Source organism: Allokutzneria sp. A3M-2-11 16 (assembly GCF_024213555.1).
Taxonomy (GTDB): domain Bacteria; phylum Actinomycetota; class Actinomycetes; order Mycobacteriales; family Pseudonocardiaceae; genus Allokutzneria.
In genome coordinates this window covers 35,117-55,644 of the sequence record NZ_JANAVO010000012.1, presented here as the reverse complement: position 1 = coordinate 55,644, position 20,528 = coordinate 35,117, and the positions used below count along the sequence as shown (strand labels likewise).

Genomic DNA, 20,528 nt, shown 5'->3' with positions numbered 1-20,528 from the left:
CACCTGCCTTCTCGTCGATCGTCGAAGCGGCTCAGTAGATGACGCGGGACTCCGCGTCCAGGCGGCAGTCCCGGGACTTCCGCAGGTCCCGCGCGACGTTGAGGCGGCGCAGCCAGCGGTCGGTCCCGTCGAAGCGGGCCTTGAACGGCTTGCGGCCGTGCACGGCGCGGTAGTTGTCCACGAAGATGATGTCGCCGGGCTGGAGCACCACCCCGCCCATGGCCACGTCGATGGCCGAGGAGATCACGTCGAGGGCCTTGCGCTCCTCGGGGTCCTCCGGCACCAGCATGTACTCCGGGTCGATCCGCAGGTACGGCAACTCGGGGCCACCGAAGAGGACCGCCTCCGGCTCGGGATCGCTCATCGCCTTCTCGACGCGCTCCTGGCTGCGCCGCAACAACTCAGCGGCCTGCCCGGTCTGCACCAGACCGTTGTTCTGCGGTCGGTGGGCGTTGTCAGGCACGAAGCGGAAACGCTTCTGCGACAGGATCTCCCTGTTGTGCGGGTCAATGTCCAAATCGGACACATCGGCGACCGTGGTCTCGACCTGCTCGTTGTTGCGCAGGCACATCAGGCCGAGGTAGTCGGTGCGCAGCGGGTGGAACGCGTCCTCGGTGTGCCAGGTCAGCAGCTGCGCGCTGCCCCAGCCGATCTGCTCGTTCTCGTGCGCCTTCAAGGGGAAGACGTCGTGCATGATCCGGCCGTCCTGCTGGGTGGCCCAGGCGATCGGGTCCCCCAGCAGGGCGGCCATCAGGAAGAACGCCACGTCGTAGACCAGCGTTCTGGACGGTTCGCGGTTGTCCCGCCACTCCGGCGGCGTCGGCCCCACCCGCTCGTCGTCCACCGGCAGCCCGGAGGTGACGAAGGTGCTGTCGGACTCGCTCGCCCGGAACCGGTGCAGCGCCTCCCGCACCCGCCGGGGCAGCTCCTCGGCGATGGCGCGGCTGTCCCGGTGGAACTCGGCGGACTCGATGTCGCCGTACCGGTGGGCGACCTCGGCGGCGATCCGCTCGATCGCGGCGACCTCGGCGTCGCGCAGACTCAGCTCCAGCACACCGAACTCCTTGTCGTGAAGTGACGGCTCCTCCAGTGGATACTTCTCCGGTCCCACCGCCGCCTCCACGTCTTTGACTCGGGGGCTAAAGAGGGCGGTCAGCCGCCGTAGGGCTCCGCCATCGCCACCGCGATCTTGCGCGGCCCGGTGAAGGGTTCCCTGGCGTGCGTGCACAGCATGTTGTCGATCACCAGCACGTCGTCCTGCCGGTAGTCGAAACGCGTTGTGGCGGCCCGGTAACAGGACCGCAGGTGGTCCATCACGTCGTCCGGGATGCGCCCGCCGTCGCCGTAGTAGGTGTTGTTCGGCAGGTTCTCCTCGCCGCACATCTCCAGCAGCGCGGCCCCGATCTCCTGGGGCAGCGTGCTGATGTGGAAGAAGGTGGCGTGGTTGAACCACACCTGCTCGCCGGTCACCGGATGGGTGTGCACGGCCTGGCGAACGGCCTTGGTGCGCAAGCGATCGGCGTCGATCCACTCGGCGGCCAGCCCGCTGTTCGCGCAGTGCGCGGTGACCTCGTCGCGGTCGTCGGTGTTGAACACCTCCTGCCACGGCAGGCCCAGTTCCTCGCTGTAGTTGCGCACCACCATCCAGCCGCGCCGGACGAACTCCTCGCGCACGGATTCGTCAATGCGCGCAAGGACTTCCCGGGTCGAGGCCAGCGGCGTCGCGCCGTGGGTCAGCGGTGGCCGGACGCAGTAGAAGAACAGCTTCTGCGGCCACACCCGCTGGTAGGAGTTCTCGTTGTGGGCGAAGATCTCCTCCTGCTCCGGGTACTCGGTGGAGGTGTAGACGTTGCCCTTGATGCGGCTGCGCGGCGACGAGCGCTCCGAGTAGGTCAGCGGCTCGCCGGAGAGCTCGCGCACCGCGGCGTCGAACCCTTCGACCCCGCCGACCGAGAACCCGCGCAGCAGCACGGCGCCCTCGGTCGTCAGGTGTTCGCGGACGCGCTCGCGCTCACGGCGGATGTGCTCGGTGATCGGCTCGCCGTTGCCCTCGAACAGCACGGCGAGGCTGGATGTCGCGGTCGTCACGGCTCACTCCCCCATCGCCGCGACCAGGCTGGCCGGCCGCATGTCGGTCCAGTTCTTCTCGACGTGCTCCAGCGCGGTGGCGCGGTCGGTCGCGGCGAGCGCGACCCGCCAGCCCTCGGGCACGTCCGCGAACGCGGGCCACAGCGAGTGCTGGTTCTCGTCGTTGACCAGCACCAGATAGGTGCCGTCGGGATCTTCGAACGGGTTGGTGCTCATCAGGCTGCCCTCCCAGTAGTCGCGGCTTGGCCTCGTGGTGGTTGCGCGGGAACGCGGCTGCGCAGCAGCGCCAGCCCCAGCGGGGTGAGCGTGTGCAGCACGGTGTTGCGGTTGCGCGCGGTGGTGATCAGCCCGGCCTGCCGCAGCACCGTGGCGTGCTTGCTCGCTCCCGCAAGGGAGATCCCGAGCCGCTGGGACAGCGTCCCGGTGGTGCAGCTCTCGATCAGCGCCTGCAGCGCCGCCGCCCTGGTGTGCCCGACCAGCGCGGCCAGCGCCTGCTCGTTGGGCTCGGCGGTGCCCCACAGCTCGGCCAGGGTGGACGCGGTGCTCGGCATCGCGAACACCAGCGTCGGCGGCCCGCCCGGCTCCGCGCTCTCGATCACCACGTGCTCGCCGCCCGCCAGGAACAGCGAGGGGCTCAGCACCAGGCCGCGCCCGTCCAGGCGCAGCTCGCGGCCGGACCGGTCCGGGACCTCCAGCACCGCCTCGCCGACGCACATCCGCAGGTTGAGGGTGTCGAGCATGCCCTCGACCCCGCTGCCGATGGCGATCCGGCCCCGGGCCTCGCGCTCGGCCTGGAGCAGCGCGGAGACGCCGCTCCAGTACGGCAGCACCGCCACCCGGCAGAACTCGTACACGGCCGCGGTGACGCGCCCGCTCTCGTCGGCGCCCGCCCCGGTGGAATCGGGGGCGTGCCCGGCGTGAAACAGCAGTTCGGAAAGGGGACGGCGCTCGGCCAGCAACCTTTCCACGTTCTCCCCGGCGGCTCCGGACGCGGCCAGACGGCGGCGGACCTGTTTCCGCCATTCGCCGAATTGGCTATTACCGCGCCCGCGCAGGAGGTCGAGCGCGAAAACGCCCTCGACAACCGGCCCCAGGGTCGAGACCATTCTCATTTTGGCCAGGTCGTTCAGCGTGAAGCGCACCCGCATGCACTTCACCTCCCCACCGTCACTTCAGGCGAAGGATCTCGGGGCAGCCCGGATCGCGGGAGGTGACGAGCCCCCGAACCCGACGGAAAACCCCGGAAATATCCCCAGTAATAACGATGCGAGCTGGCCGACAAGGCCAGTTTATGCATCGGCGGACAACATAAACTGGCAAAACGACGAGGGTCAACGCACGCTACAAAGAAGCTAAATCAGTGGCCCGGGGCCACGTTCGTACTAGGCCGATCGCCGTACCCCGAAAACGCTCCCGTAATGTAATTACTCCAGGCTACGGCGTCGTTTCGTATCCGGGCGTTGAAACGCTCTGGGCCGAGCGGCCGTCATCGGGACCACGAATTTGTCATGATCTTTGATGCACCGTTCGCCGGTACCGCCGTGTCCCGCGTTCGGCCCAGCGCCGCGCCGATCGGCCCAAGGCCGGTTAATGATCTTCGAGCCGGTTCAGGGCCGTTGTACCCTCCGGGAACCATCAGGTGAAGGAGGCCCGGATGACCGATCCGCGGGGCGAGACGTCTCTGGCGGCGAAGGTCGACCACCTCTTCCGCACGATCCGCCCGCGCGAGGGCGGCGAGTTCAGCTTCGAGGAGGTCGCCGACGCGATCAGGGCGGGCGGCGTGACGATCTCCGCCACCTACCTCTGGCAGCTGCGGCGCGGTGTGCGGGACAACCCGACCAAGCGCCACCTGGAGGCGCTGTCCGGCTTCTTCGGCGTCCCGGTCGGCTACTTCTTCGACGACGAGGTCGCCGAGCGGATCGACGCGGAGCTGGCGCTGCTCAGCGCGCTGCGGGACAGCTCGGTGCGGCAGCTGGCGCTGCGCGCCTCGGGGCTCTCGCCCAAGAGCCTCGACGCCATCAGCGAGATGGTGAACCGGGTCCGCGAGATCGAGGGGCTGCCCGAACCCGACCCCGAGCCCGCCGATGGCTGACCCGCCCGCCTGGCTCTCGCCGTCCGCGGTGCGCCGCCGGTGGCGGTTGCGCGGGCTGCGGCGGCGCTGCGAGGCCAGGATCCGCGAACTGCCCATGCCCGCGCCGTTCGACGTGCGGGAGCTGTGCCGCCTGGTCGCGGACAAGCGCGCCCGGCCGATCCGCCTGGTGCCGATCGCCAGCGACGGCGGGGTGCTCGGGATGTGGGCGGCCACCGACACCGCCGACGTGATCTGCTACGAGCAGGCGACCACGCGGCCGCACCAGGACCACATCATCCTGCACGAGCTCAGCCACCTGCTCTGCGACCACTACCCGGCGCCGCTGTCCTTCGCCGAGCACGCCACGCTGCTGCTGCCCGACCTCGATCCCGCGATGGTGCGCAGGGTGCTGGGCCGCACCAGCTACCTGACCTCGGAGGAGCAGGAGGCGGAGCTGCTCGCGTCGCTGATCCAGCGGCACGCGCAGGCGCTACCGCGCCCCCGGGGCAGGCGCAGCGGCGAGGTGTCCGACCGCATCGACGCGGCGCTGGACTGGCACGAGGGGCAGAAGCCGCGCCGCTTCTCCCGGTGCCATCGCCGATGATCGAGTGGCTGCGGTTCGTCGTGCCCGCGCTGCTGGTCTGGGCGTTCGTCTCGGTGCGGATGGCCGAGGGCCAGCACCGGGCGGGCAGCCCGGCCCGGCGCGCGGTCGTGCTGGCGCTGTTCTGCCTGGCGCTGTCGATGACCGTGCTGACCCCGGACCCGTACGCGGCGCTGGCGGAGCTGACCGGGGTCCCCAACATCGCCCGCCTCGTCGGCCATTCGCTGATGCTGGTGGTCGCGTGGGCCGTGCACGTGTTCGTGCTCCACCTCAAGCGTCCCGACGACCTGGTGTGGGCCAGGACCCACCGCTACACCTCCGGCGCGCTGCTGGCCTTCGCGGGCATGGCGCTGGCGTTCGCGCTCTCCGACCTGCCGGTGGACGATCCGCGCTTCGCTGGCCGGTACTCCGGCGAGCCGTGGGTGCTGGAGTACTGGCTGATCTTCCTGTGCTACATGCTCCCCGCGTTCTGGAGCCTGGCCCGCAACGGCTGGCGACTGGGCGGGGAGGCGGCGAACCCGTTGATGCGCCTGGGAATGCGCTTGATCGCCGCGGGTGCCGCGTGCGCGTTCGCCTACCACGTCCACAAGGCGCTGGTGTTCGTCTCCGACCGGTTCCGGTTCGGTTATCCGAAGGACGGCCTCAGCGCGCTGGACAAGTACCTCACCCCGGCGGCGGCGCTGCTGGTCCTCGCGGGCGTGATGGTGCCCATCGTCGGCCCCCGGCTGCGCCTGCCCGAACTGTTCGACTGGCTGCACCGCTACCGCGTCTACCAGACCCTCCGTCCACTGTGGACGGCCCTGTACCGGGCCAGCCCGCACATCGCCCTGGAGCCACCGGCTTCCCGGCTCGCGGAGCTGCTGCTGCCCGGTGACCTCGAACTGCGCCTGTACCGCAGGGTCATCGAGATCCGCGACGGCCGCCTGGCGCTGCAACCCTTCGTCGACGACCGCGTCGCCGAGGCCGCCCGCGACCGGGCCCGCGACAGCGGCCTCACGGGTCGCGCCCTCGACGTCGCCACCGAGGCCGCTGTCCTCGCCGCCGCACTGGCCGCCGCGGCCGCCGCGGGCGAGGAGCCGCCCCGCGCGCACCAGCCCGCGGAGGTCCCCGGCGGCGTCGACCTCACCAGCGACATGGCTTTCCTCGCCGACGTGGCCAAGGCACTCCGCAGGCACGGCTGAGGCAAATCCGGGCGACGGACACCCGTGTCAACCGGTCGGTCGATACGGCGGCCGGAACCCGCTGCGACCGTGGTGGACATGCTCACCGCACAGGCCGTCAACGTCACCCGGTTCGACCTCGGTAACGTCGACGGGCTGCGCGTACGGCTCGGCTACGCGCCGCTCACCACGGTCCTGTCACTGGCACTCGACGCGATCGGCGGACGTCGCCGCGGGGCCCCGGAATCGTGGCGTTCCGCGCTGCGGACGGCCGCCCCGCCGGGGAGCCAGCACGCGCTCGCACCCCTTGCCAGCGGGCAGCACAGCGTTCTCCCCAGTTGCCTGCTGCCCGCTCCCACCCATGCCCCGGTGCCTGTGCCGGTGCAGCTGGAACGGTTGCGCGCCACCGATCCCGAGCTGTTGCTCGCCCGGCTCGACGAGATCTTCGACGGCGGCAACCCGCCGGTGCGGTGGCGCTCCGCGGTGCTCGACCCGCGCCGGTGGCTGGACAGCTACGTGAGCGTGCTCGCCGCGTCGTGGCGGGTGTTCGCCCCGTTGTGGCGGCGCGGCGAGGCGGTGATGCGGCGCGAGGCGGAGCGCGTCGGGCTGGCCGTGGTGCACGGGGCGGTGGAACCGTTGCTCTCCACCCTGCTGCCGTCCGCCCGGTTCCGCGACGGAGTGCTCGAAATCCCCTCAGCAGAGCCGAGTTCGCCGCGCGCGCCGGGGCGGGACCTGGTGCTCGCGCCGATGTTGTCCGGGCACCGCGCGGGCGCGCTCGGGATCGTGGGCGACGAAGCGTGGCTGGCCTACCCGGCGCGCGGAGTCGGGCGGTTGTTCGACGCCACCTCGACGAACACCACGGACGGGCTGAGCGCGGTGGTCGGTCCGGTCCGCGCCGCGCTGCTCCGCGCTTTGGACCGGCCGTTGACCATGGGCGAGCTGGCCGCGATCGGCGGGTGCGGCCCGAGCACGACGACCTACCACTGCGAGCGGCTGGAGGACGCGGCGCTGATCCACCGCGAGCGCGTCGGCCGCTCGGTGCGGATCAACCGGACCGAACGCGCCGACGCACTGATGGACCTGCTCGCCTAGTACCGGCCCTTGCTCATGCGCAGGATCAAGGCGACCGCGTCCTCCGAGAGGACTGCCGGAGTCAGGACCTCCTGGAGGAGCAGGCCACGAATCGCGGCGATGGTGACGGTGGCCGTGGTCAGCGCTTCCTTGGTGTCGAGCCCTTCGCGTTCCGCGAGCGAGGCCAGCATCTTGGTCAGGTCGTCGAGCGAGTCGATGAACTCGCGAAAGTTCTCTGGGCTGTACGCGGCCAGGCCGACGACGTGGAAGAAGCCGCGGACACGCGACAGCTGCTCCGGGCGGGTGTAGGCCCGCCAGATCGCCACGACGAGGTCGTCGAAGGTGCCCTGCTGGGCGGCCTCGAGCAGTGCCTGGTTGTCCCGGGATCGCTGCGCCGTGAGCATGGCCGCCAGGACGCCAGGGAGTGACCCGAAGTGGTATCGCAGGAGGGCGTGGCTGGTCTCGGCCCTGGTGGCGATCTCACGCAGCGACATCTCCGGTGCGGGAAGGGCCTCGCCGAAGGCGTCGAGAAGCCGCGCCAGGAGCCGCTCGCGTGCCGTGCTTGACAGGATCACTCCCACAGTTTATCCATTGGAAAAGAAACTGTGACGGACGTGTTGTGAAGGACCTCCGATGAGCACCATGTGGCACGGCTGCCTCGCCGACACCGACTACTTCGAGATGCGCTCCAGCGGAGGGCACGACTACGGCGTCTGGGTCACCACGCCACCGGGCTACGACCCCGCCACGACGCGAGCGCCTGCCGTGTACGTGCTCGACGGCAACTGGGCCGTGGGCATGACGGCTCCGCTCATCGTCACCCAGAAAGACCCCATGCAGCAGATCCAGCCCTACATCCAGGTCAGCGTCGGCTACGCGGGCGAAGACGCACAGCACTGGGATCGGCTGCGCAACAGAGACCTCGTGCCCCCCGGCGAGCCCATCGCCAAGGAGCTCATCGATGCCGTGGAGATGGGAGTTCGATTGGGCGCGAGGACACGCGAGGAATCCGACGCCTACCTCGCCGAACTGCGCGACACCCACGCCGATGCGTTCCTGAGCTTCCTCACCGCGGAACTGCACCCGCGGATCGAACGCGACTACGGCACAGCCACGAGCGGTCACGGCCTCTTCGGCTACTCCTACGGCGGCCTTTTCAGCCTCTACACCTGGCTCACCGGCAGCACGCTCTTCGAAAGCATCGGAGCGGGCAGCCCCGGCGTCGCCGGTGAGGACAGTCAGATCTTCGCCCAGCTCCAAGAGATGGGTGGCAGCCTGCCTGCCGCCAAGCTTCACGTGACCCTCAACGAGCAAGAGCTTCTCGGAGACCTGGCCGTCTACCAGAACCTCACGAAGAACACGGCTACCGTCCTGCACCGCCTGACCGCCCGCGGCGGAGCCGTCACCAGCGCGGTCCTGCGCGAAACGCACGTGACTGGTCTGCAGGCCTCGTTCCTCAGCTACCTCAGGACCTGCCGGGCCCAGTAAGCGCGAACGCCGCGCTGGGCTAGCCCACGTCCCACAAGCGGCCCCCAACGACCGCGACACCAAACATCAGCACCGCAGCCCAAAATCCCGTTTCGTACTCAAAACGGGTTTTTGGAGCGCTCTTTTTCCCGTTATGAGTACGAAACGGGGTTCTCTAGACGGCGCGCGCGGGGGATGGGGTGGACGGGCGGGTGGAGTGCATGGGCAGAGTTTACTTGGTGCGCGGAGTGCTGAGGGCCTGCTCGCCTAGAGGGCGGCGGCGATCTGGTCGGCCAGCTTGTTCATGATCTTCGCGTAGCTGGCGTAGCTCATCGGCGCGACCGCGTCCCACCCGGCGAAGCGGTTCTGCGCGGCGGCGGGCAGCGCGGCGAAGACCGGGTTGCGCTTCATCTGCTCGGGGTTGAAGGAGGCGGGGCGCGTGTCCCACATGAGGATGTCGCCCTTGTAGGCGCCCGCGTTCTCCCACGACAGCCGCTCGAAGTAGCCGCCGCCCGCCACGTCCGGGTTCTTCGGCGTGGTGATCGGCAGCCCCAGTTCCTTGACGTAGTAGTCGAGATCGGGGTTGCGCGCGGGCACGACGACGAAGTACTCGTCCTGGACGCCGCCGACGGCGAGGATCGTCCTGCCCGCCGTCCTCATCCGCGCGCCCAGGGAACGAAGTCGTTGTGCCGCAGCGGTGAACCGCTCCTCGTCGGCCTTCACCCGCGCGGAGTCCACGTCCCCGCCGAGCGCGCGGGCGAGCTCCTTGTACTTGCGGATGCTCTCCGGCAGCGAGATCCCCGACTGCGCGACGCCGAGGGTCGGCGCGATCGGCCGGACCGCCTTCTCCTGCTCCTCGGTGAGGTGCCAGAGCCCGGCGAACTCCTTGTACTTCCCGCTGACCACGAGCTGCGGGCGCAGCGACGTGAGCGTCTCGATCCGCACCTCGCCGTACCCCGGACCGGTGACGTCGGTGACCGCGTTCGGGTCGAGGCTGCCCGCCTCCGGCTCGACCGCGCCGGTGCCGGTGCGCAGCGGCCCGAAGGTGCCCGCGACGTTCACCCCGAAGTCCTTGAGCGCCGCCGCCGCCGATACCTGCGCGACGATCCGCCGCGGGCGTTCCGGTGCGGTCACGGTGATCCCCCGATCGTCCACATAGGACCATGCCGCGCCCTGCTGTCCCGGCCCCGGCGAACCGCACCCCACGAGCAGTCCGACGCCCAGCACCAGGCCGACGAGCCTCCGCACCACAACCACCTCCACAATTAGGTGACCCTAACCTAACTCCGGCGTAGCTCATTCGGGGGACGGGTGTGACCGGCGTCTAAGGTCCGCGGCATGACCGACTCGCAGGTGGCCGCGGTGCGCACCGACCGGCACGGCCGGGTGACCGTGACCTTCACGCCGACCGGCTGGGAACTCCGGCCGAGCCCGGTGACCAGCGCGGACCTGACGAAGTGGTTCTGGTGGAGCTTCGGCGCGTGCCTCGCCTTCGCGTGGGTCGGCTTCGTCCCGCACCTCGCGGGCGCGCCGAAGGAGGTTGCCTTCGGTTTCGCTCTGCCCGGCGCGCTGCTGCTGTTCGGGCTGCTCCTCTACGGCGTGCTGGCGTTGATCGGCGAGGTGCTCGCGTTCGTGCTGGCGCTGTTCGGCCTCACCCGCTCCGGGCAGCGGCACCGCCTGTTCGCCGCGCCCAAGCCGTCGCCGGACGTGCGGCCGCTGGTGGCGCTCCCGGCCGGCGCGGTCGCGGAAGCGCGAGCGACCCAGCACTGGCGCCGCGTGGTGATCACCGTGCGCATGGTCGACGGCATCGAGTTCCGTTACTCGCGCTTCGGCATGCGCCACCCGCGCCGCGCCCTGCAGGAGGGCTTCGCAGCCCTCCTCGGCGCCCGTCTGGTCGCTACGGTGTAGCGTCCAGCTCCACCACTCGCCCGCAGCCCGCGGACGACCGCGCCGCCTCGATGATCTCCAGTGCGGCAACGGCTTCCGTGGGCGCGACCGGCACTGGCGCGCCGTCCTGGATCGCCGCGACCATGCCCCGGTAGAAGTTCTCGTAGGCGCCACGCTCGGTCTCCACCTGACGCGTCGAGCCCTCGACGCCGAGCGTGCCCCAGCGGTCCTCGGGTTCCTGTCCCCACTCGGGCGAGCCCGGTCGCGCCCCGGCCTTCAGCGCCGCTTCCTGGCCGTCGAGGCCGTGCTTGACGTAGGCCCCTTGATCACCGAGCACGCGGAAACGCGCACCGCGCTGCGCCGCGAGCGAACTGGACCACAGATGCGACCGCACACCCGAAACATGCTGCAGCGCAACGAAAAAGTCGTCGTCGACCTGCACGCCGGGCCGCAGTCGGGAGACCTCGGCGTAGACCGAGCGCACGGGGCCGAACAGGTCCAGCGCCTGGTCGACGAGGTGCGCGCCGAGGTCGAAGAGCACCCCGCCCGCCTCCTCCGCACCGGCGTGCTCCCGCCAGCCCTGCTTCGGCGTCGGCACCCAACGGTCGAAGCGCGACTCGAAGCGCAGCACGCGCCCGAGCTCTCCGTCCTCGACGAGCTTGCGCACCGTCCGGAAATCGCCGTCCCACCGCCGGTTCTGGAAGACCGACAGCGGCAGGCCACGGGCTTCCGCGAGCGCGGCGAGCTCGCGGGCCTGGGCCGAGGTCGGGGCGAACGGCTTGTCGACGACGACCGGCAGACCGTGCTCCAACGCGGTCGTGGCCAGCTCGACGTGGGTGCGGTTCGGCGTGGCGACCACGACCAGGTCGTGCTCGCCCGCGAAAAGCTGCTCGGCGGAGTCGAGCGCGGTCGTGCCCGGGTGTTCCCGCCGCAGCCGCTCGCGCTTGGCGGGGTCGGTGGTGACGACGGAGGTGAGGGCCAGCCCCGGGGTGGCGGCGATCAGCGGCGCGTGGAAGACGGCGCCCGCGATGCCGTAGCCGAGCAGGCCGACGCGGATCTCGGAGTTCATGCCCCTAATTTAACAACAGCGTTGCTTAAATGCACGGGGGCATCTAGGATCTGCGGGTGGCTGCAGGCGTGAACCTCGACGTGGTCCGGGACCACAACTCCGCCCTCGTGCTCTCCCTGGTCCGGCGCAGCGGGGAGCTGAGCCGGGTCCAGGTCGCCGAGCACACGGGGCTCACCGGCCAGGCGATCTCGAAGATCATCGCACGGTTGCTGGCCGACGGCCTGGTCCGCGAGGGGCGCCGCGAGGTGCACGGCCGGGGCAAGCCCAGGACGATGCTGCGGCTGGTCGGCTCGGCCAGGCACGCGCTCGGCGCGCACATCGACCGCGACGAGCTGCGCCTGGTGCTCGTCGACCTGACCGGCGAGGTGGTGGCGAGCCGGGCCCGCACCTACGAACGGACCCCGCTGGAGCCGGAGACCGCGGTGGGCATGCTCGCGGACATGGTCGCCGAGATGGTGGCGGAGCAGGCCCCGGCCGAGATCACCGGTCTCGGCATCGGCCTGCCCGGACCGCTGGACCACACCACCGGAACGGTGCTGGGCGCGACCCACCTGCCGGGCTGGGACAAGGTGCCGCTCGCGGAGCTGGCCGCCGAGCGCACCGGGCTGCCCGTGCTGGTGGACAAGGACACCAACACCGCGATCCTGGCGGAGAACTGGGATCGCGGCGACACGCTCAACGACGCCGCGCTGGTCTACGTGGGCACCGGTATCGGCGCGGGCCTGGTGCTCGGCGGGCGGATCCACCGCGGCGCGCGGACCAACGCGGGCGAGTTCGGGCACACCACGCTGAGCGTCGACGGGCCGCTGTGCGCCTGCGGCAGGCGGGGCTGCGTCGAGGCGCTGTGCGGTCCGGCCACGATCGGCGGCGGCGCGCGCTCGGCGGACGAGGCCGTCGTGTGGACGCCCGAGGCCGGGGCGCGCTTCACCGCGGTCTGCGCGGCGGCCCGGGACGGCGACCCCGATGCCAGGCGGGAGCTGGCCACGGCGGCCCGCACGCTCGGCGTCGCCGCGGCGGACCTGGTGGCGTTGCTGGACATCGACGTGGTGCTGCTCGGCGGGCGGGCGCTGCGGGACTGCTCGGAGATCTACCTGGACGAGGTCTCCCGCGCGCTGCACGAACAGGAGGGTGAGTCGGTGGTCGTCTCGCTGGCGGGGCTCGACCCGGACCAGGTGGCGACCGGGGCGGCCCGGCTGGTGCTGGCGCGCACGCACTACGCCACCCAGTGAGGCGACCTTTGCCGGTGATCCGGGCGGTTTCGTCCGCCGCCACCATCCGCATCGGGTGATTTCGTGCTCCAGCACGGAGATCCTGGGGCGAGCGGTCCCCTACGGTGACGTTCATGAAGCGGATCCGGGCGTGGCTCGCCGACGAGGTGCCGAGGCTGATCGACAAGCACGGTGTGCCCGGCGCCGCGGTCGCGGTGCTGGCCGACGGCGAGATCGTGGACGTGGCCGCGGGCGTGCTGAACCGGGGCACCGGGGTCGCGGCGACGACCGACTCGCTGTTCCAGATCGGCTCGATCACCAAGCTGTGGACGGCCGCGCTCGTCATGCAACTGGTCGACGAGCGAGTGATCAGCCTGGGCGATCCGGTCACCGAGCACCTGCCGGACCTCCGGCTGCCCGATGACCGGGTCACCGTCCGCCAGCTGCTCAACCACACCAGCGGTTTGGACGGCGACGTCGTCACGCCGACCACGCGGGGCGACGACGCGATCTCGGCCTACGTCGAGACCGTGGTGCCCCGACTGGCGCAGACCATGCCGCCCGGCACCGGGTTCTCCTACTGCAACTCCGGCTACGTGATCCTCGGCAGACTGGTGGAAGTGTTGCGCGGCAAGCCTTTCCACGCGGTCGTGCGGGAGCGCATCGCGGATCGGCTGAAGCTGACGCACGTGGCCACGATCCCCGAGGAGGCGTTGCTGTACCGGACGGCCCTGGGGCACATCGAGGGCGTGGGGCCCGCGCCGGTGTGGAGCCTGCCCGCGTCGATCGCCCCGGCCGGGTCGCTGCTCAGCATGACCGCGCGGTCGCTGGTCGGCTTCGCCGCCGCGCACCTCGAGGGGAGCGAGCTGTTGTCCGAGGCCGCGCTCACCACCCTGTGGGAGTCCGATGTGGACGTTCCGGACATCGGTTCCTTCGCCAGGCACTGGGGTCCGGGTTGGGCGTCCTTCGACTGGGACGGAGCGCGGGTGCTCGGCCACGACGGCGGGACCATGGGCCAGGCCGCTTTCCTGCGCGTGGTGCCGCAGGCCGGGGTCGCGGTCGCCGTGCTGACCAACGGCGGGACCGTGGGGCCGTTCGCCGACGAGGTCCTCGGCCACGTGCTCGGCGAGCTGGCCCCGGTCCGGCTCCCGGCCCCGGAGCGCCCGCCTGCTGCGCCTGGGCCGGTGGACGCGGGGATCGTCACCGGGACCTACAGTTCGGCCGCGTACCGGTTGGAGATCTCCGTCGACGGGTCCGGACGGGCCAGTGCCCGCATGTCCGCGGAGGCGCCGGAGCTGCGGGCGACCATGCCCGAGCCGATCGTCCGGGAGCTGGTGCGGCTGGACGAGCACCGCCTGATCACGCTGGAGCCCGGACCGCTCGGCAGGCACGACGTCTACGTGTTCGTCAGCGAGGGCGGGCCCGCCGGGTTCGTCTTCGTCAGTGGCCGGTTGCTCCCCCGGATCGGCTGACCCAGCAGGCGGTGCACATTGATCAACTGAAGCCCTTGGCTCGATCTTCCCTCTGTCGCAAGAGGAATGATCAACCAGGGTGCTGGCCAACCACCCAGACGTTGAAACTCAAGCTAGGTCGTGTCTCGAAGTCATAGCCACTCGTTGATCGCTGCGACTGTGACGGTGGCCTCGTAGCGGACGGCGAGCCGATCCAGGTCAGCACCACCACGGCAACCAGGCCGCCGTCGATACTTGCTGGGACCAGCCAGGCCCAGCGGCACGTTATGCCGGTCCGCTAGGTCGCACTACCAGGGCCTGCTCCACGACGAACCCACGGTCCGCGCCTTCCTCGTGCTGGGTCAGGGTGCGGCCAACGGAAGGTCCATGATGCCGGTGGCTTGCGACCAGACACAACGCCACGTGCCGCTGGCATTGGTGTAGACGTCGGTGTGCCAGGCCTCGTGCCGCGGGATGTACGCGCCGTCGACGGTGAGTTCGATAACGCACCGGTAGCGGAGGACGACGACGTCGGTGCCGACGATGGCGTCCACGTCGCCGGTCAGCCCCAGTTCCCGGTAGGCGACCCGCCCGGTGGTGAGGAGATCCAGGTATTCGGCCTTCGTCCACACGGTGCCGGTCGGGTTGCACAACCGGTACTCCGCAGCGTGCAAGCGGTCGTAGGTGCCGCGATCCACGTCGAGGAGACATTGGATCCGATCCTGCTCAGCCTTGATCACTTGGCTGGCCACATCGTCGGTCATACCCGCTCCTATTCACTCGTTCGGCCCTGGTCGGCGACACGTGGTCTACAACCAGGCCAGAAGGCGTAGAGGTGGTCTCTGGCTGACGCCATCTGTGCCGGTGCCGAGCCCTTGAGCATGGCCGTCGGCTACACGGTATCGGGGGACCAGGAGTACGTCACGGCTCGCTGCTCGTCGAAGAGTGGGTAGGTGAACCGGTCTCCTGTTGTAGAGGTACTGCACCTCCGACGAATGGAAGACACCCACGACGCCACGTGCGTGCCCGACCACGAACGCGCGCTCCGCACGTTCGACGACATCGTGGGTTGGTTCACGCACGAAGGGGGGTGTCGACCACGTGCCCCCTGCTCCAGCCCGGTGCGAAAGCTCCGCACGTGTTCGTCAACGACGTTCGGCTGCGTACACCCTGATCGGTTTCTCCGCTTACTCAAGCCAGCTTCCGGCGGTCCGACAAACAGCGCCAGCCGTGGAGTGCGGGATCAACCGACTCAACGCAACCGTGCAGTCGCGACAAGGCATGACAAGCTCGCCGTCCGCTACGAGGCCACCGTCACAGTCGCAGCGATCAACGAGTGGCAATGACTTCGAGACACGACCTAGACGACGACCTGACCGTCGAGCTGCACTCCACGGTCAATGAAGCCGACCGTCCTAGAACGGCGCGGGCTCGTCGAACGGTGCCGGTTCCGCGATCGGCTCCGCTTCCGTCTCCGAGGTCTTCCCGTTCGGTGTCGTCCACACGTGCCGCCCGTCCGGCAGGTTTTCGCAGCTCCAGTTGGATTCGTGCTTCATCCGGTGGTGGCGCCTGCATTTCGGCCGGAGGTTGTCGATGGTGGTGTTGGTGCCGTCGAAGGGGCAACAGTGATCCAGATCGCAGCGGTGGGCGGGCCTGTTGCAGCCGATGGCGGTGCAGGTGGGGTAGCGGGCGTGGATCAACTCACGCTGCTTGGCTGAGGGCCGGTAGGTGGTGACGTCCTCGGCGATCCCGGTGACCGGGTCGGTGAGGATGCGTTTCCAGATCCCTCCCGCCGCGACATCTCGGGCGATCTTCGCGGGCAGTGGTCCGTGACCGTGGAGGATGGCGGGCTCGTTGCTCATGCCCAGGAACGAGCCCATGGGCATGGTGAGGTAGACGGTCACCTGGCCTTGGGGTGCACCGGTTTCCTTACCCATCAACACATCCATGGTGACATCGGCCCGTTTCTGATCCAAGGTGCGGTGATCCTTGGGTAGGGCTCTGGCGATGCGGTCGATGCGGTCGTAGATCAGGGAGGCTTGCAGGGCGGGGAAGAACATGCGCAGCAGGCACATGCCGTCGTCTTGGGGGATCTTCTCCACCAACCTCTGCTTCCGCTTCTCCCGGTGCCTGCGCTCGGCGGCCTTCGGGTCCAGCTTGGTGATGAACCGCACCGCATGCCGACGAGTCGCGGTGTAGTTGTGGGTCTCGGCGAAGGCGAGGAAGTCCTGCTCAGCGATCGCGGCATGCACCGCAGATAGGGTGGAGAGCAGGTCCACGATCATCAACGCTTTGCCCTCGTCGACGCGGCCTTCGGCCAGCGCCCGCAACACCACAGGCCGACCGGTCAGGTCTTCCGCGCGTTGCAGGAGCCGGGCGGCCTTCGTCTTCGAGACCGCTAGTAGTCGCATGAGGGTTTCTTCGGCGAACTCACGATCACATAGTTCAAGCTCAGCGACATACTCCATCAACACGACCGCGAAGTCCGCCGACGCTTTCCCCATCGCGGTGAAGGAGACCATCAGTTTATGGTCGGGATCTACAGGGAACATGCCTCTATTCTATCGCACAATAATAGTGGATCATGGCCCTAAAGGATGAATTCCCAGGCGTCCGAAAAGCAAGTTCCAGCGAAAGCGAGCCGCCGCTGGAAATCGGGGTCGGCTTTACCTGGGGTGCGCGTGCCATACGCTTGTCGCGAGGGCCGGGGTTTCATCCCGTGCCCCCGAGAGGCCCAAGGGCACGCGCAAGGGGTCCCCAGGTCAAGCCGACCCCACGCGCTGGTACCGGCGCGAGCTGGAAGCCCAGCCACACAAGCAGGAAGCTACACCGGCACCCACTCCACCCACGTCGTCCGCGAAGCCAACACCTCACCATCCGGCGCAACCCCCAACCCCGCCCCACCAGGCACCCGCACATGCCCGTCCTCCAAAACAAAAGGCTCCGTAACATCCTCCACATAATACCGATCAGAAGCCGAAGTATCCCCAGGCAACACAAACCCCGGCAACGCGGCCAAAGCCACATTGGCCGCCCGCCCGAGCCCGGTCTCCAACATTCCCCCACACCACACAGGCACACCATGGGCCGCACAAACATCGTGCACCCGCCGAGCCTCCAAATACCCACCGACCCGCCCAGGCTTCACATTCACAACCTGACAAGCCCCGAGCGAAAGAGCAAAAGCAGCGGCCTTGGCGGAAACAATGGACTCGTCCAAACACAAAGGCGTTCGCAACAGCCGAGCCAGTGAAGCATGATCCCGCAGATCGTCCTCGGCGAGCGGCTGCTCGATCATCAGCAGGTCAAACGAATCGAGCTGCGCCAGGTGGCGGGCGTCGGCCAAGGTGTAGGCCGCGTTGGCGTCGACCTGGAGCAGCACGTCGTCACCGAACTGCGCACGGACAGCGCGCACCGGAGCGACGTCCCATCCCGGCTCGATCTTGAGCTTGATCCGCTGGTACCCCGCCGCCAAGAATCCCTCCACTGTGGACAGCAGCGAGGGGATGTCAGGGGCGATACCGACCGAAACCCCGGCCGGGACACGGGAACGGACAGCGCCGAGGTACGTGCCGAAGGACATCCCCGAGGCCCGCAACTGCGCGTCCAGCAACGCCATCTCCACCGCGGCCTTCGCCATCGGGTGGCCTTTGAAGCGCGACATGGCCTGCGACGCCTGGGCAGCGTCACAAGAGGTCAAGGCGGGGAGCAGGAAGCGCTTGATCACCGACGCTGCGCCGGACACGTACTCCGCCGAGTACAGCGGCGAGGACATCGCGACGCACTCGCCCCATCCCTCGGACTCGGTGGTGACCGCGCGCAGCAGCAACACATCGCGCTCGTGCTCGGTGCCGAAGGACGTCCGGAACGGGGTCCGCAGCGGCATCTTGATCCTGCGCAGCTCCACGCCTTCGAGCTTCACTCCGCCTCCAGGGTCAACACGTACGAACCGTCCGGGGTCATCCCGGTCACGGCGTAGCCCTCCGCGAACGCCAACTCGACCGCCTCACGCACGGCAAGACGCCAGCGGAGCGCCGACGCGGGATCCGAAAGCCGCAACGCCTCGATGTCAGCGGGCAAGGCGATGGTCAGAGAGGGACCGACGACGGGCGGAGGCGAGGACGTCAGCGACCACTCGACCAGGAACCGGTCGCTCTCCCCCTCCCCGATCGGCCCGTAGAAGTTCGGCAGGTAGCGCACGGGCCGCGCGCCGAGCTTCACGAGGTTGAAGTGCGCGTTGCGGCGGACCAGCGGGTCGAAGGTCCAGTGGATCTTCGTGATCCCCCGCGCGAGCGCCCAATCCCGTTGGTGCAGCTTGAGTGCGAGCCCGACACCGCGTCCTCGCGCGGATGCCCGGACACCCGCGACGTGCGAGTGCAGGGCACCGGAGGAGTCGAAGAAGCCCACTGCCGCACCGACCAACTCCGAACCGGCGTATGCACCGGCGACGTAGTTCCCGGTGAGCTGGAGCGCGCACATCAGCTCCGCGGGAACCGGTGACGCGGCGATGTCGAGGGACCAGATCTCGCCGAAGAGCGCGGCGACCTGGTCGAACTGCTCCACTTCGGTCAGCGAGACGATCACCGCGCGTGCTCCTCGACCCACTCCGCGATCCTGCGGTTGTAGTCCAGGCGGTGCGACGGCCGACCGACGAGCACGAACAGGTGGCTCGCGCCGGGGTAGCGGACGAGCCGCGTCGGCACTCCGCGAACGCGCAGCGCGGTGAACCACTGCTCCGCCTGGCCGATCGGACAGCGATCGTCGTTTTCCCCGTGCAGCAACAAGGTCGGAGTCTCAACGCGGTGCACGGACGCGATCGGGTTCTGCGCGGCCAATGCATCGGGATCGGAGTGCGGCAGGGCGCGCAACTCCCGCGAGCCGATGAAGTGCCCGGCGTCCGAAGTTCCGTACATGCTCGTCAGATCGGACACACAACCCCCGGCGACCGCCGCCGCGAACAGGTCGGTGTGGGCGGTGAGCCAGCACGTCGCGAAACCGCCGTAGCTGTAGCCGCACACCGCGACGGAGGACGCGATCCCCGACGAGATCAACGACCGAACCGGATCGACGAAGTCCTGTTGATCGGCAACGCCCCATCCGCCGAGCCCCGCGGTGAAGTACGAGGAGCCGTAGCCGTCGCTCGCCCGCGGGTTGAGCAGAAGCACCGACCACCCTTTGGACACCAGAACCTGGTGGTAGAAGTGCTTTCCATCGAACACCGGAGACCACGCGTTGTGCGGGCCGCCGTGGATGTCGAGCAGCAACGGCCCCGGCGAGGTCGCCGAAGGATCGCGCAACAGCCACCCGTGCACCGAAGTGCCGTCCGTGACCGTGAACGACACCGGTGACGGCTCGAACAGCGAAACGTCGTGCAGCCGGTAGTCGGTCAGTCGACGAGGAGAACCGTCCACAGTGGTCACAAAGACATCACCGGCGGACGAAGGGCTCGACTCCACATAACACAGCAGAGAGTCCACAACGGACAGTCCGCTGATCACGGTGGACGGCGAGCCGATGATCTTGCGCGGAGTACCGCCGGACGCGGGCACCGAGTAGATGTGCGTGCACCCCCGATCCCGGGCCGCGAACACGACAGAAGAACCAAGAGCTTGCGGCGCGGCACCGGGATACCCAGGCCCACCAGGTATCACGTTGCGGTCGAAGCCCGGCGTCAGGGAATCGAGGGAGGAACTGACCAAACGCACATGACCGGTGGACTTGGCGCCGGTCGCGGTCAACAACAACCCCGAAGGCGACCAGTACGTGCCGGTGATCAACTGGTCACCGCCCTCGATGCGGCGGTCCCCGACGAACACCGTCGAACGCGGCGTGACATCGCCATCGGTCACGCAGTAGACCAACGAGCCGTCCGGCGACCACGACGGGCCGGACACGTGGAAGTCACCGGAGGTCACCTGCTCCGGCGCCGCGTCCTCGGCGAGGTCCAGGACGAACAGGTGGTTCCGAAGCTGCCGCACGAGGCCGGAGCCGTCCGCCTTGTAGTCGATGCGATCGATGACCACCGGCTCCGTGCGGCGCTTGTCCTGATCGACGTCCTCGCCGCCGAGGTCGGCGGGCGCGCAGAACGCGAGCTTCTTCCCGGACGGATGCCACAGCGCCGAACCGGCACCGAGCTTGCGCGAGGTCAGCTGCCGCGCCTCACCACCGTCCACCGGCATCAGCCACAACTGTTGCTTGCGCAGGAAAACGACCGAGCTGCCATCCGGGGACCAGCGCGGCGCGGAGTCGTCGTCGCCGAGGGTGAGCTGCCACGGCCTGCCGCCTTCGACGCCGACGAGCCACAGCGCGCTGCGTGCCTCGTCGGCGTCCTCGTCGTCCTGGTGCAGCACGTAGACGACCGTGCGGCCGTCCGGTGACAGGCGCGGATCGGCGGGGACGCGCAGGCGGTACTGGTCCGTCCACTGGAGCCGGGTCATGCTCAAACGCTACAAATG

General features: G+C 69.2%; 20 protein-coding genes. 8 read left to right on the top strand and 12 right to left on the bottom strand.

All coding sequences use genetic code 11. From position 1 onward, the window contains the following. Positions 1–31: 31 nt before the first annotated feature. The 4 genes from gntD to NLX83_RS34145 are packed head-to-tail and all read right to left on the bottom strand — an operon-like array spanning position 32 to position 3,236. A complete protein-coding gene (gene gntD, locus NLX83_RS41435) occupies positions 32–1,111 on the bottom strand; it encodes a guanitoxin biosynthesis L-enduracididine beta-hydroxylase GntD (protein WP_254239383.1) in 1,080 nt (359 codons plus the stop codon). A gap of 41 nt (positions 1,112–1,152) precedes the next feature. Continuing rightward, a complete protein-coding gene (locus NLX83_RS34155) occupies positions 1,153–2,088 on the bottom strand; it encodes a TauD/TfdA family dioxygenase (RefSeq protein ID WP_254239382.1) in 936 nt (311 codons plus the stop codon). Positions 2,089–2,091: 3 nt separating this feature from the next. Continuing rightward, a complete protein-coding gene (locus tag NLX83_RS34150) occupies positions 2,092–2,304 on the bottom strand; it encodes an MbtH family protein (RefSeq protein WP_254239381.1) in 213 nt (70 codons plus the stop codon). Then, positions 2,304–3,236 (bottom strand): ArsR/SmtB family transcription factor, encoded by a 933-nt coding sequence (locus tag NLX83_RS34145; protein WP_254239380.1) that lies wholly within the window; start codon positions 3,234–3,236, stop codon positions 2,304–2,306. The genes NLX83_RS34150 and NLX83_RS34145 overlap by 1 nt, the downstream gene beginning before the upstream one ends. A gap of 506 nt (positions 3,237–3,742) precedes the next feature. Here NLX83_RS34145 and NLX83_RS34140 point away from each other — a divergent pair. The 4 genes from NLX83_RS34140 (at position 3,743) to NLX83_RS34125 (ending at position 7,012) form a co-directional block, all read left to right on the top strand. Then, positions 3,743–4,180 carry a helix-turn-helix domain-containing protein gene (locus tag NLX83_RS34140; RefSeq protein ID WP_254239379.1) on the top strand — a complete coding sequence of 146 codons (438 nt, stop codon included), beginning with the start codon at positions 3,743–3,745 and terminating at the stop codon, positions 4,178–4,180. After that, the gene (locus NLX83_RS34135; RefSeq protein WP_254239378.1) at positions 4,173–4,763 is read left to right on the top strand and encodes a hypothetical protein; all 591 of its coding nucleotides are present in this window, start codon (positions 4,173–4,175) and stop codon (positions 4,761–4,763) included. The genes NLX83_RS34140 and NLX83_RS34135 overlap by 8 nt, the downstream gene beginning before the upstream one ends. Continuing rightward, positions 4,760–5,941 (top strand): MAB_1171c family putative transporter, encoded by a 1,182-nt coding sequence (locus NLX83_RS34130; protein WP_254239377.1) that lies wholly within the window; start codon positions 4,760–4,762, stop codon positions 5,939–5,941. Before NLX83_RS34135 ends, NLX83_RS34130 begins: the two co-directional genes overlap by 4 nt. 78 nt (positions 5,942–6,019) lie before the next feature. Next, a complete protein-coding gene (locus NLX83_RS34125; RefSeq protein ID WP_254239376.1) occupies positions 6,020–7,012 on the top strand; it encodes an ArsR/SmtB family transcription factor in 993 nt (330 codons plus the stop codon). Here the strand turns inward: NLX83_RS34125 and NLX83_RS34120 are convergent. Beyond that, complete coding sequence (locus NLX83_RS34120; RefSeq protein WP_254239375.1) at positions 7,009–7,566, bottom strand: TetR/AcrR family transcriptional regulator; 558 nt, start codon at positions 7,564–7,566, stop codon at positions 7,009–7,011. The two genes, NLX83_RS34125 and NLX83_RS34120, sit on opposite strands and share 4 nt — an antisense overlap. A 58-nt stretch (positions 7,567–7,624) precedes the next feature. Between NLX83_RS34120 and NLX83_RS34115 the strand changes: the two genes are divergently transcribed. After that, entirely contained in the window at positions 7,625–8,479 is an 855-nt protein-coding gene (locus tag NLX83_RS34115; RefSeq protein WP_254239374.1) for an alpha/beta hydrolase, read from the top strand. Positions 8,480–8,725: 246 nt separating this feature from the next. Here NLX83_RS34115 and NLX83_RS34110 read toward each other — a convergent pair whose 3' ends face one another. Next, positions 8,726–9,706 carry an ABC transporter substrate-binding protein gene (locus NLX83_RS34110; RefSeq protein ID WP_254239373.1) on the bottom strand — a complete coding sequence of 327 codons (981 nt, stop codon included), beginning with the start codon at positions 9,704–9,706 and terminating at the stop codon, positions 8,726–8,728. 90 nt (positions 9,707–9,796) lie between these two features. Between NLX83_RS34110 and NLX83_RS34105 the strand changes: the two genes are divergently transcribed. Next, a complete protein-coding gene (locus NLX83_RS34105) occupies positions 9,797–10,366 on the top strand; it encodes a hypothetical protein (protein ID WP_254239372.1) in 570 nt (189 codons plus the stop codon). Here the strand turns inward: NLX83_RS34105 and NLX83_RS34100 are convergent. Then, positions 10,356–11,414, bottom strand: a complete 1,059-nt coding sequence (locus NLX83_RS34100) for a Gfo/Idh/MocA family protein (RefSeq protein WP_254239371.1) — start codon at positions 11,412–11,414, stop codon at positions 10,356–10,358. The genes NLX83_RS34105 and NLX83_RS34100 overlap by 11 nt on opposite strands. A 56-nt stretch (positions 11,415–11,470) precedes the next feature. Between NLX83_RS34100 and NLX83_RS34095 the strand changes: the two genes are divergently transcribed. Both NLX83_RS34095 and NLX83_RS34090 read left to right on the top strand, forming a co-directional pair. Further along, on the top strand, positions 11,471–12,643 hold the full coding sequence (locus tag NLX83_RS34095; protein WP_254239370.1) for an ROK family transcriptional regulator: 1,173 nt from the start codon (positions 11,471–11,473) through the stop codon (positions 12,641–12,643). Positions 12,644–12,756: 113 nt separating this feature from the next. After that, the gene (locus NLX83_RS34090) at positions 12,757–14,094 is read left to right on the top strand and encodes a serine hydrolase domain-containing protein (RefSeq protein WP_254239369.1); all 1,338 of its coding nucleotides are present in this window, start codon (positions 12,757–12,759) and stop codon (positions 14,092–14,094) included. Positions 14,095–14,435: 341 nt separating this feature from the next. Here the strand turns inward: NLX83_RS34090 and NLX83_RS34085 are convergent, their stop codons facing one another. The 5 genes from NLX83_RS34085 to NLX83_RS34065 all read right to left on the bottom strand — a co-directional run bounded on the left by NLX83_RS34085 (position 14,436) and on the right by NLX83_RS34065 (position 20,510). Beyond that, the gene (locus NLX83_RS34085) at positions 14,436–14,837 is read right to left on the bottom strand and encodes a nuclear transport factor 2 family protein (protein ID WP_254239368.1); all 402 of its coding nucleotides are present in this window, start codon (positions 14,835–14,837) and stop codon (positions 14,436–14,438) included. A gap of 651 nt (positions 14,838–15,488) precedes the next feature. After that, complete coding sequence (locus tag NLX83_RS34080) at positions 15,489–16,625, bottom strand: HNH endonuclease signature motif containing protein (RefSeq protein WP_254239367.1); 1,137 nt, start codon at positions 16,623–16,625, stop codon at positions 15,489–15,491. 272 nt (positions 16,626–16,897) lie between these two features. Then, positions 16,898–17,995 carry an o-succinylbenzoate synthase gene (menC, locus tag NLX83_RS34075; protein WP_254239366.1) on the bottom strand — a complete coding sequence of 366 codons (1,098 nt, stop codon included), beginning with the start codon at positions 17,993–17,995 and terminating at the stop codon, positions 16,898–16,900. After that, entirely contained in the window at positions 17,992–18,678 is a 687-nt protein-coding gene (locus tag NLX83_RS34070; RefSeq protein WP_254239365.1) for a GNAT family N-acetyltransferase, read from the bottom strand. Before NLX83_RS34070 ends, menC begins: the two co-directional genes overlap by 4 nt. Beyond that, complete coding sequence (locus NLX83_RS34065) at positions 18,654–20,510, bottom strand: S9 family peptidase (protein WP_254239364.1); 1,857 nt, start codon at positions 20,508–20,510, stop codon at positions 18,654–18,656. Before NLX83_RS34065 ends, NLX83_RS34070 begins: the two co-directional genes overlap by 25 nt. Positions 20,511–20,528 lie beyond the last annotated feature (18 nt).

Excerpts from the sequence above, each read along its gene's own strand:
- NLX83_RS34115 (WP_254239374.1), top strand. The coding sequence starts at position 7,625 with ATGAGCACCATGTGGCACGGCTGCCTCGCCGACACCGACTACTTCGAG.
- NLX83_RS34085 (WP_254239368.1), bottom strand. The coding sequence starts at position 14,837 with ATGACCGACGATGTGGCCAGCCAAGTGATCAAGGCTGAGCAGGATCGG.
- NLX83_RS34135 (WP_254239378.1), top strand. The coding sequence starts at position 4,173 with ATGGCTGACCCGCCCGCCTGGCTCTCGCCGTCCGCGGTGCGCCGCCGG.
- NLX83_RS34145 (WP_254239380.1), bottom strand. The coding sequence starts at position 3,236 with ATGCGGGTGCGCTTCACGCTGAACGACCTGGCCAAAATGAGAATGGTC.
- NLX83_RS34140 (WP_254239379.1), top strand. The coding sequence starts at position 3,743 with ATGACCGATCCGCGGGGCGAGACGTCTCTGGCGGCGAAGGTCGACCAC.
- NLX83_RS34080 (WP_254239367.1), bottom strand. The coding sequence starts at position 16,625 with ATGTTCCCTGTAGATCCCGACCATAAACTGATGGTCTCCTTCACCGCG.
- NLX83_RS34150 (WP_254239381.1), bottom strand. The coding sequence starts at position 2,304 with ATGAGCACCAACCCGTTCGAAGATCCCGACGGCACCTATCTGGTGCTG.
- NLX83_RS34065 (WP_254239364.1), bottom strand. The coding sequence starts at position 20,510 with ATGACCCGGCTCCAGTGGACGGACCAGTACCGCCTGCGCGTCCCCGCC.
- NLX83_RS34125 (WP_254239376.1), top strand. The coding sequence starts at position 6,020 with ATGCTCACCGCACAGGCCGTCAACGTCACCCGGTTCGACCTCGGTAAC.
- NLX83_RS34100 (WP_254239371.1), bottom strand. The coding sequence starts at position 11,414 with ATGAACTCCGAGATCCGCGTCGGCCTGCTCGGCTACGGCATCGCGGGC.
- NLX83_RS34130 (WP_254239377.1), top strand. The coding sequence starts at position 4,760 with ATGATCGAGTGGCTGCGGTTCGTCGTGCCCGCGCTGCTGGTCTGGGCG.
- NLX83_RS34105 (WP_254239372.1), top strand. The coding sequence starts at position 9,797 with ATGACCGACTCGCAGGTGGCCGCGGTGCGCACCGACCGGCACGGCCGG.
- NLX83_RS34090 (WP_254239369.1), top strand. The coding sequence starts at position 12,757 with ATGAAGCGGATCCGGGCGTGGCTCGCCGACGAGGTGCCGAGGCTGATC.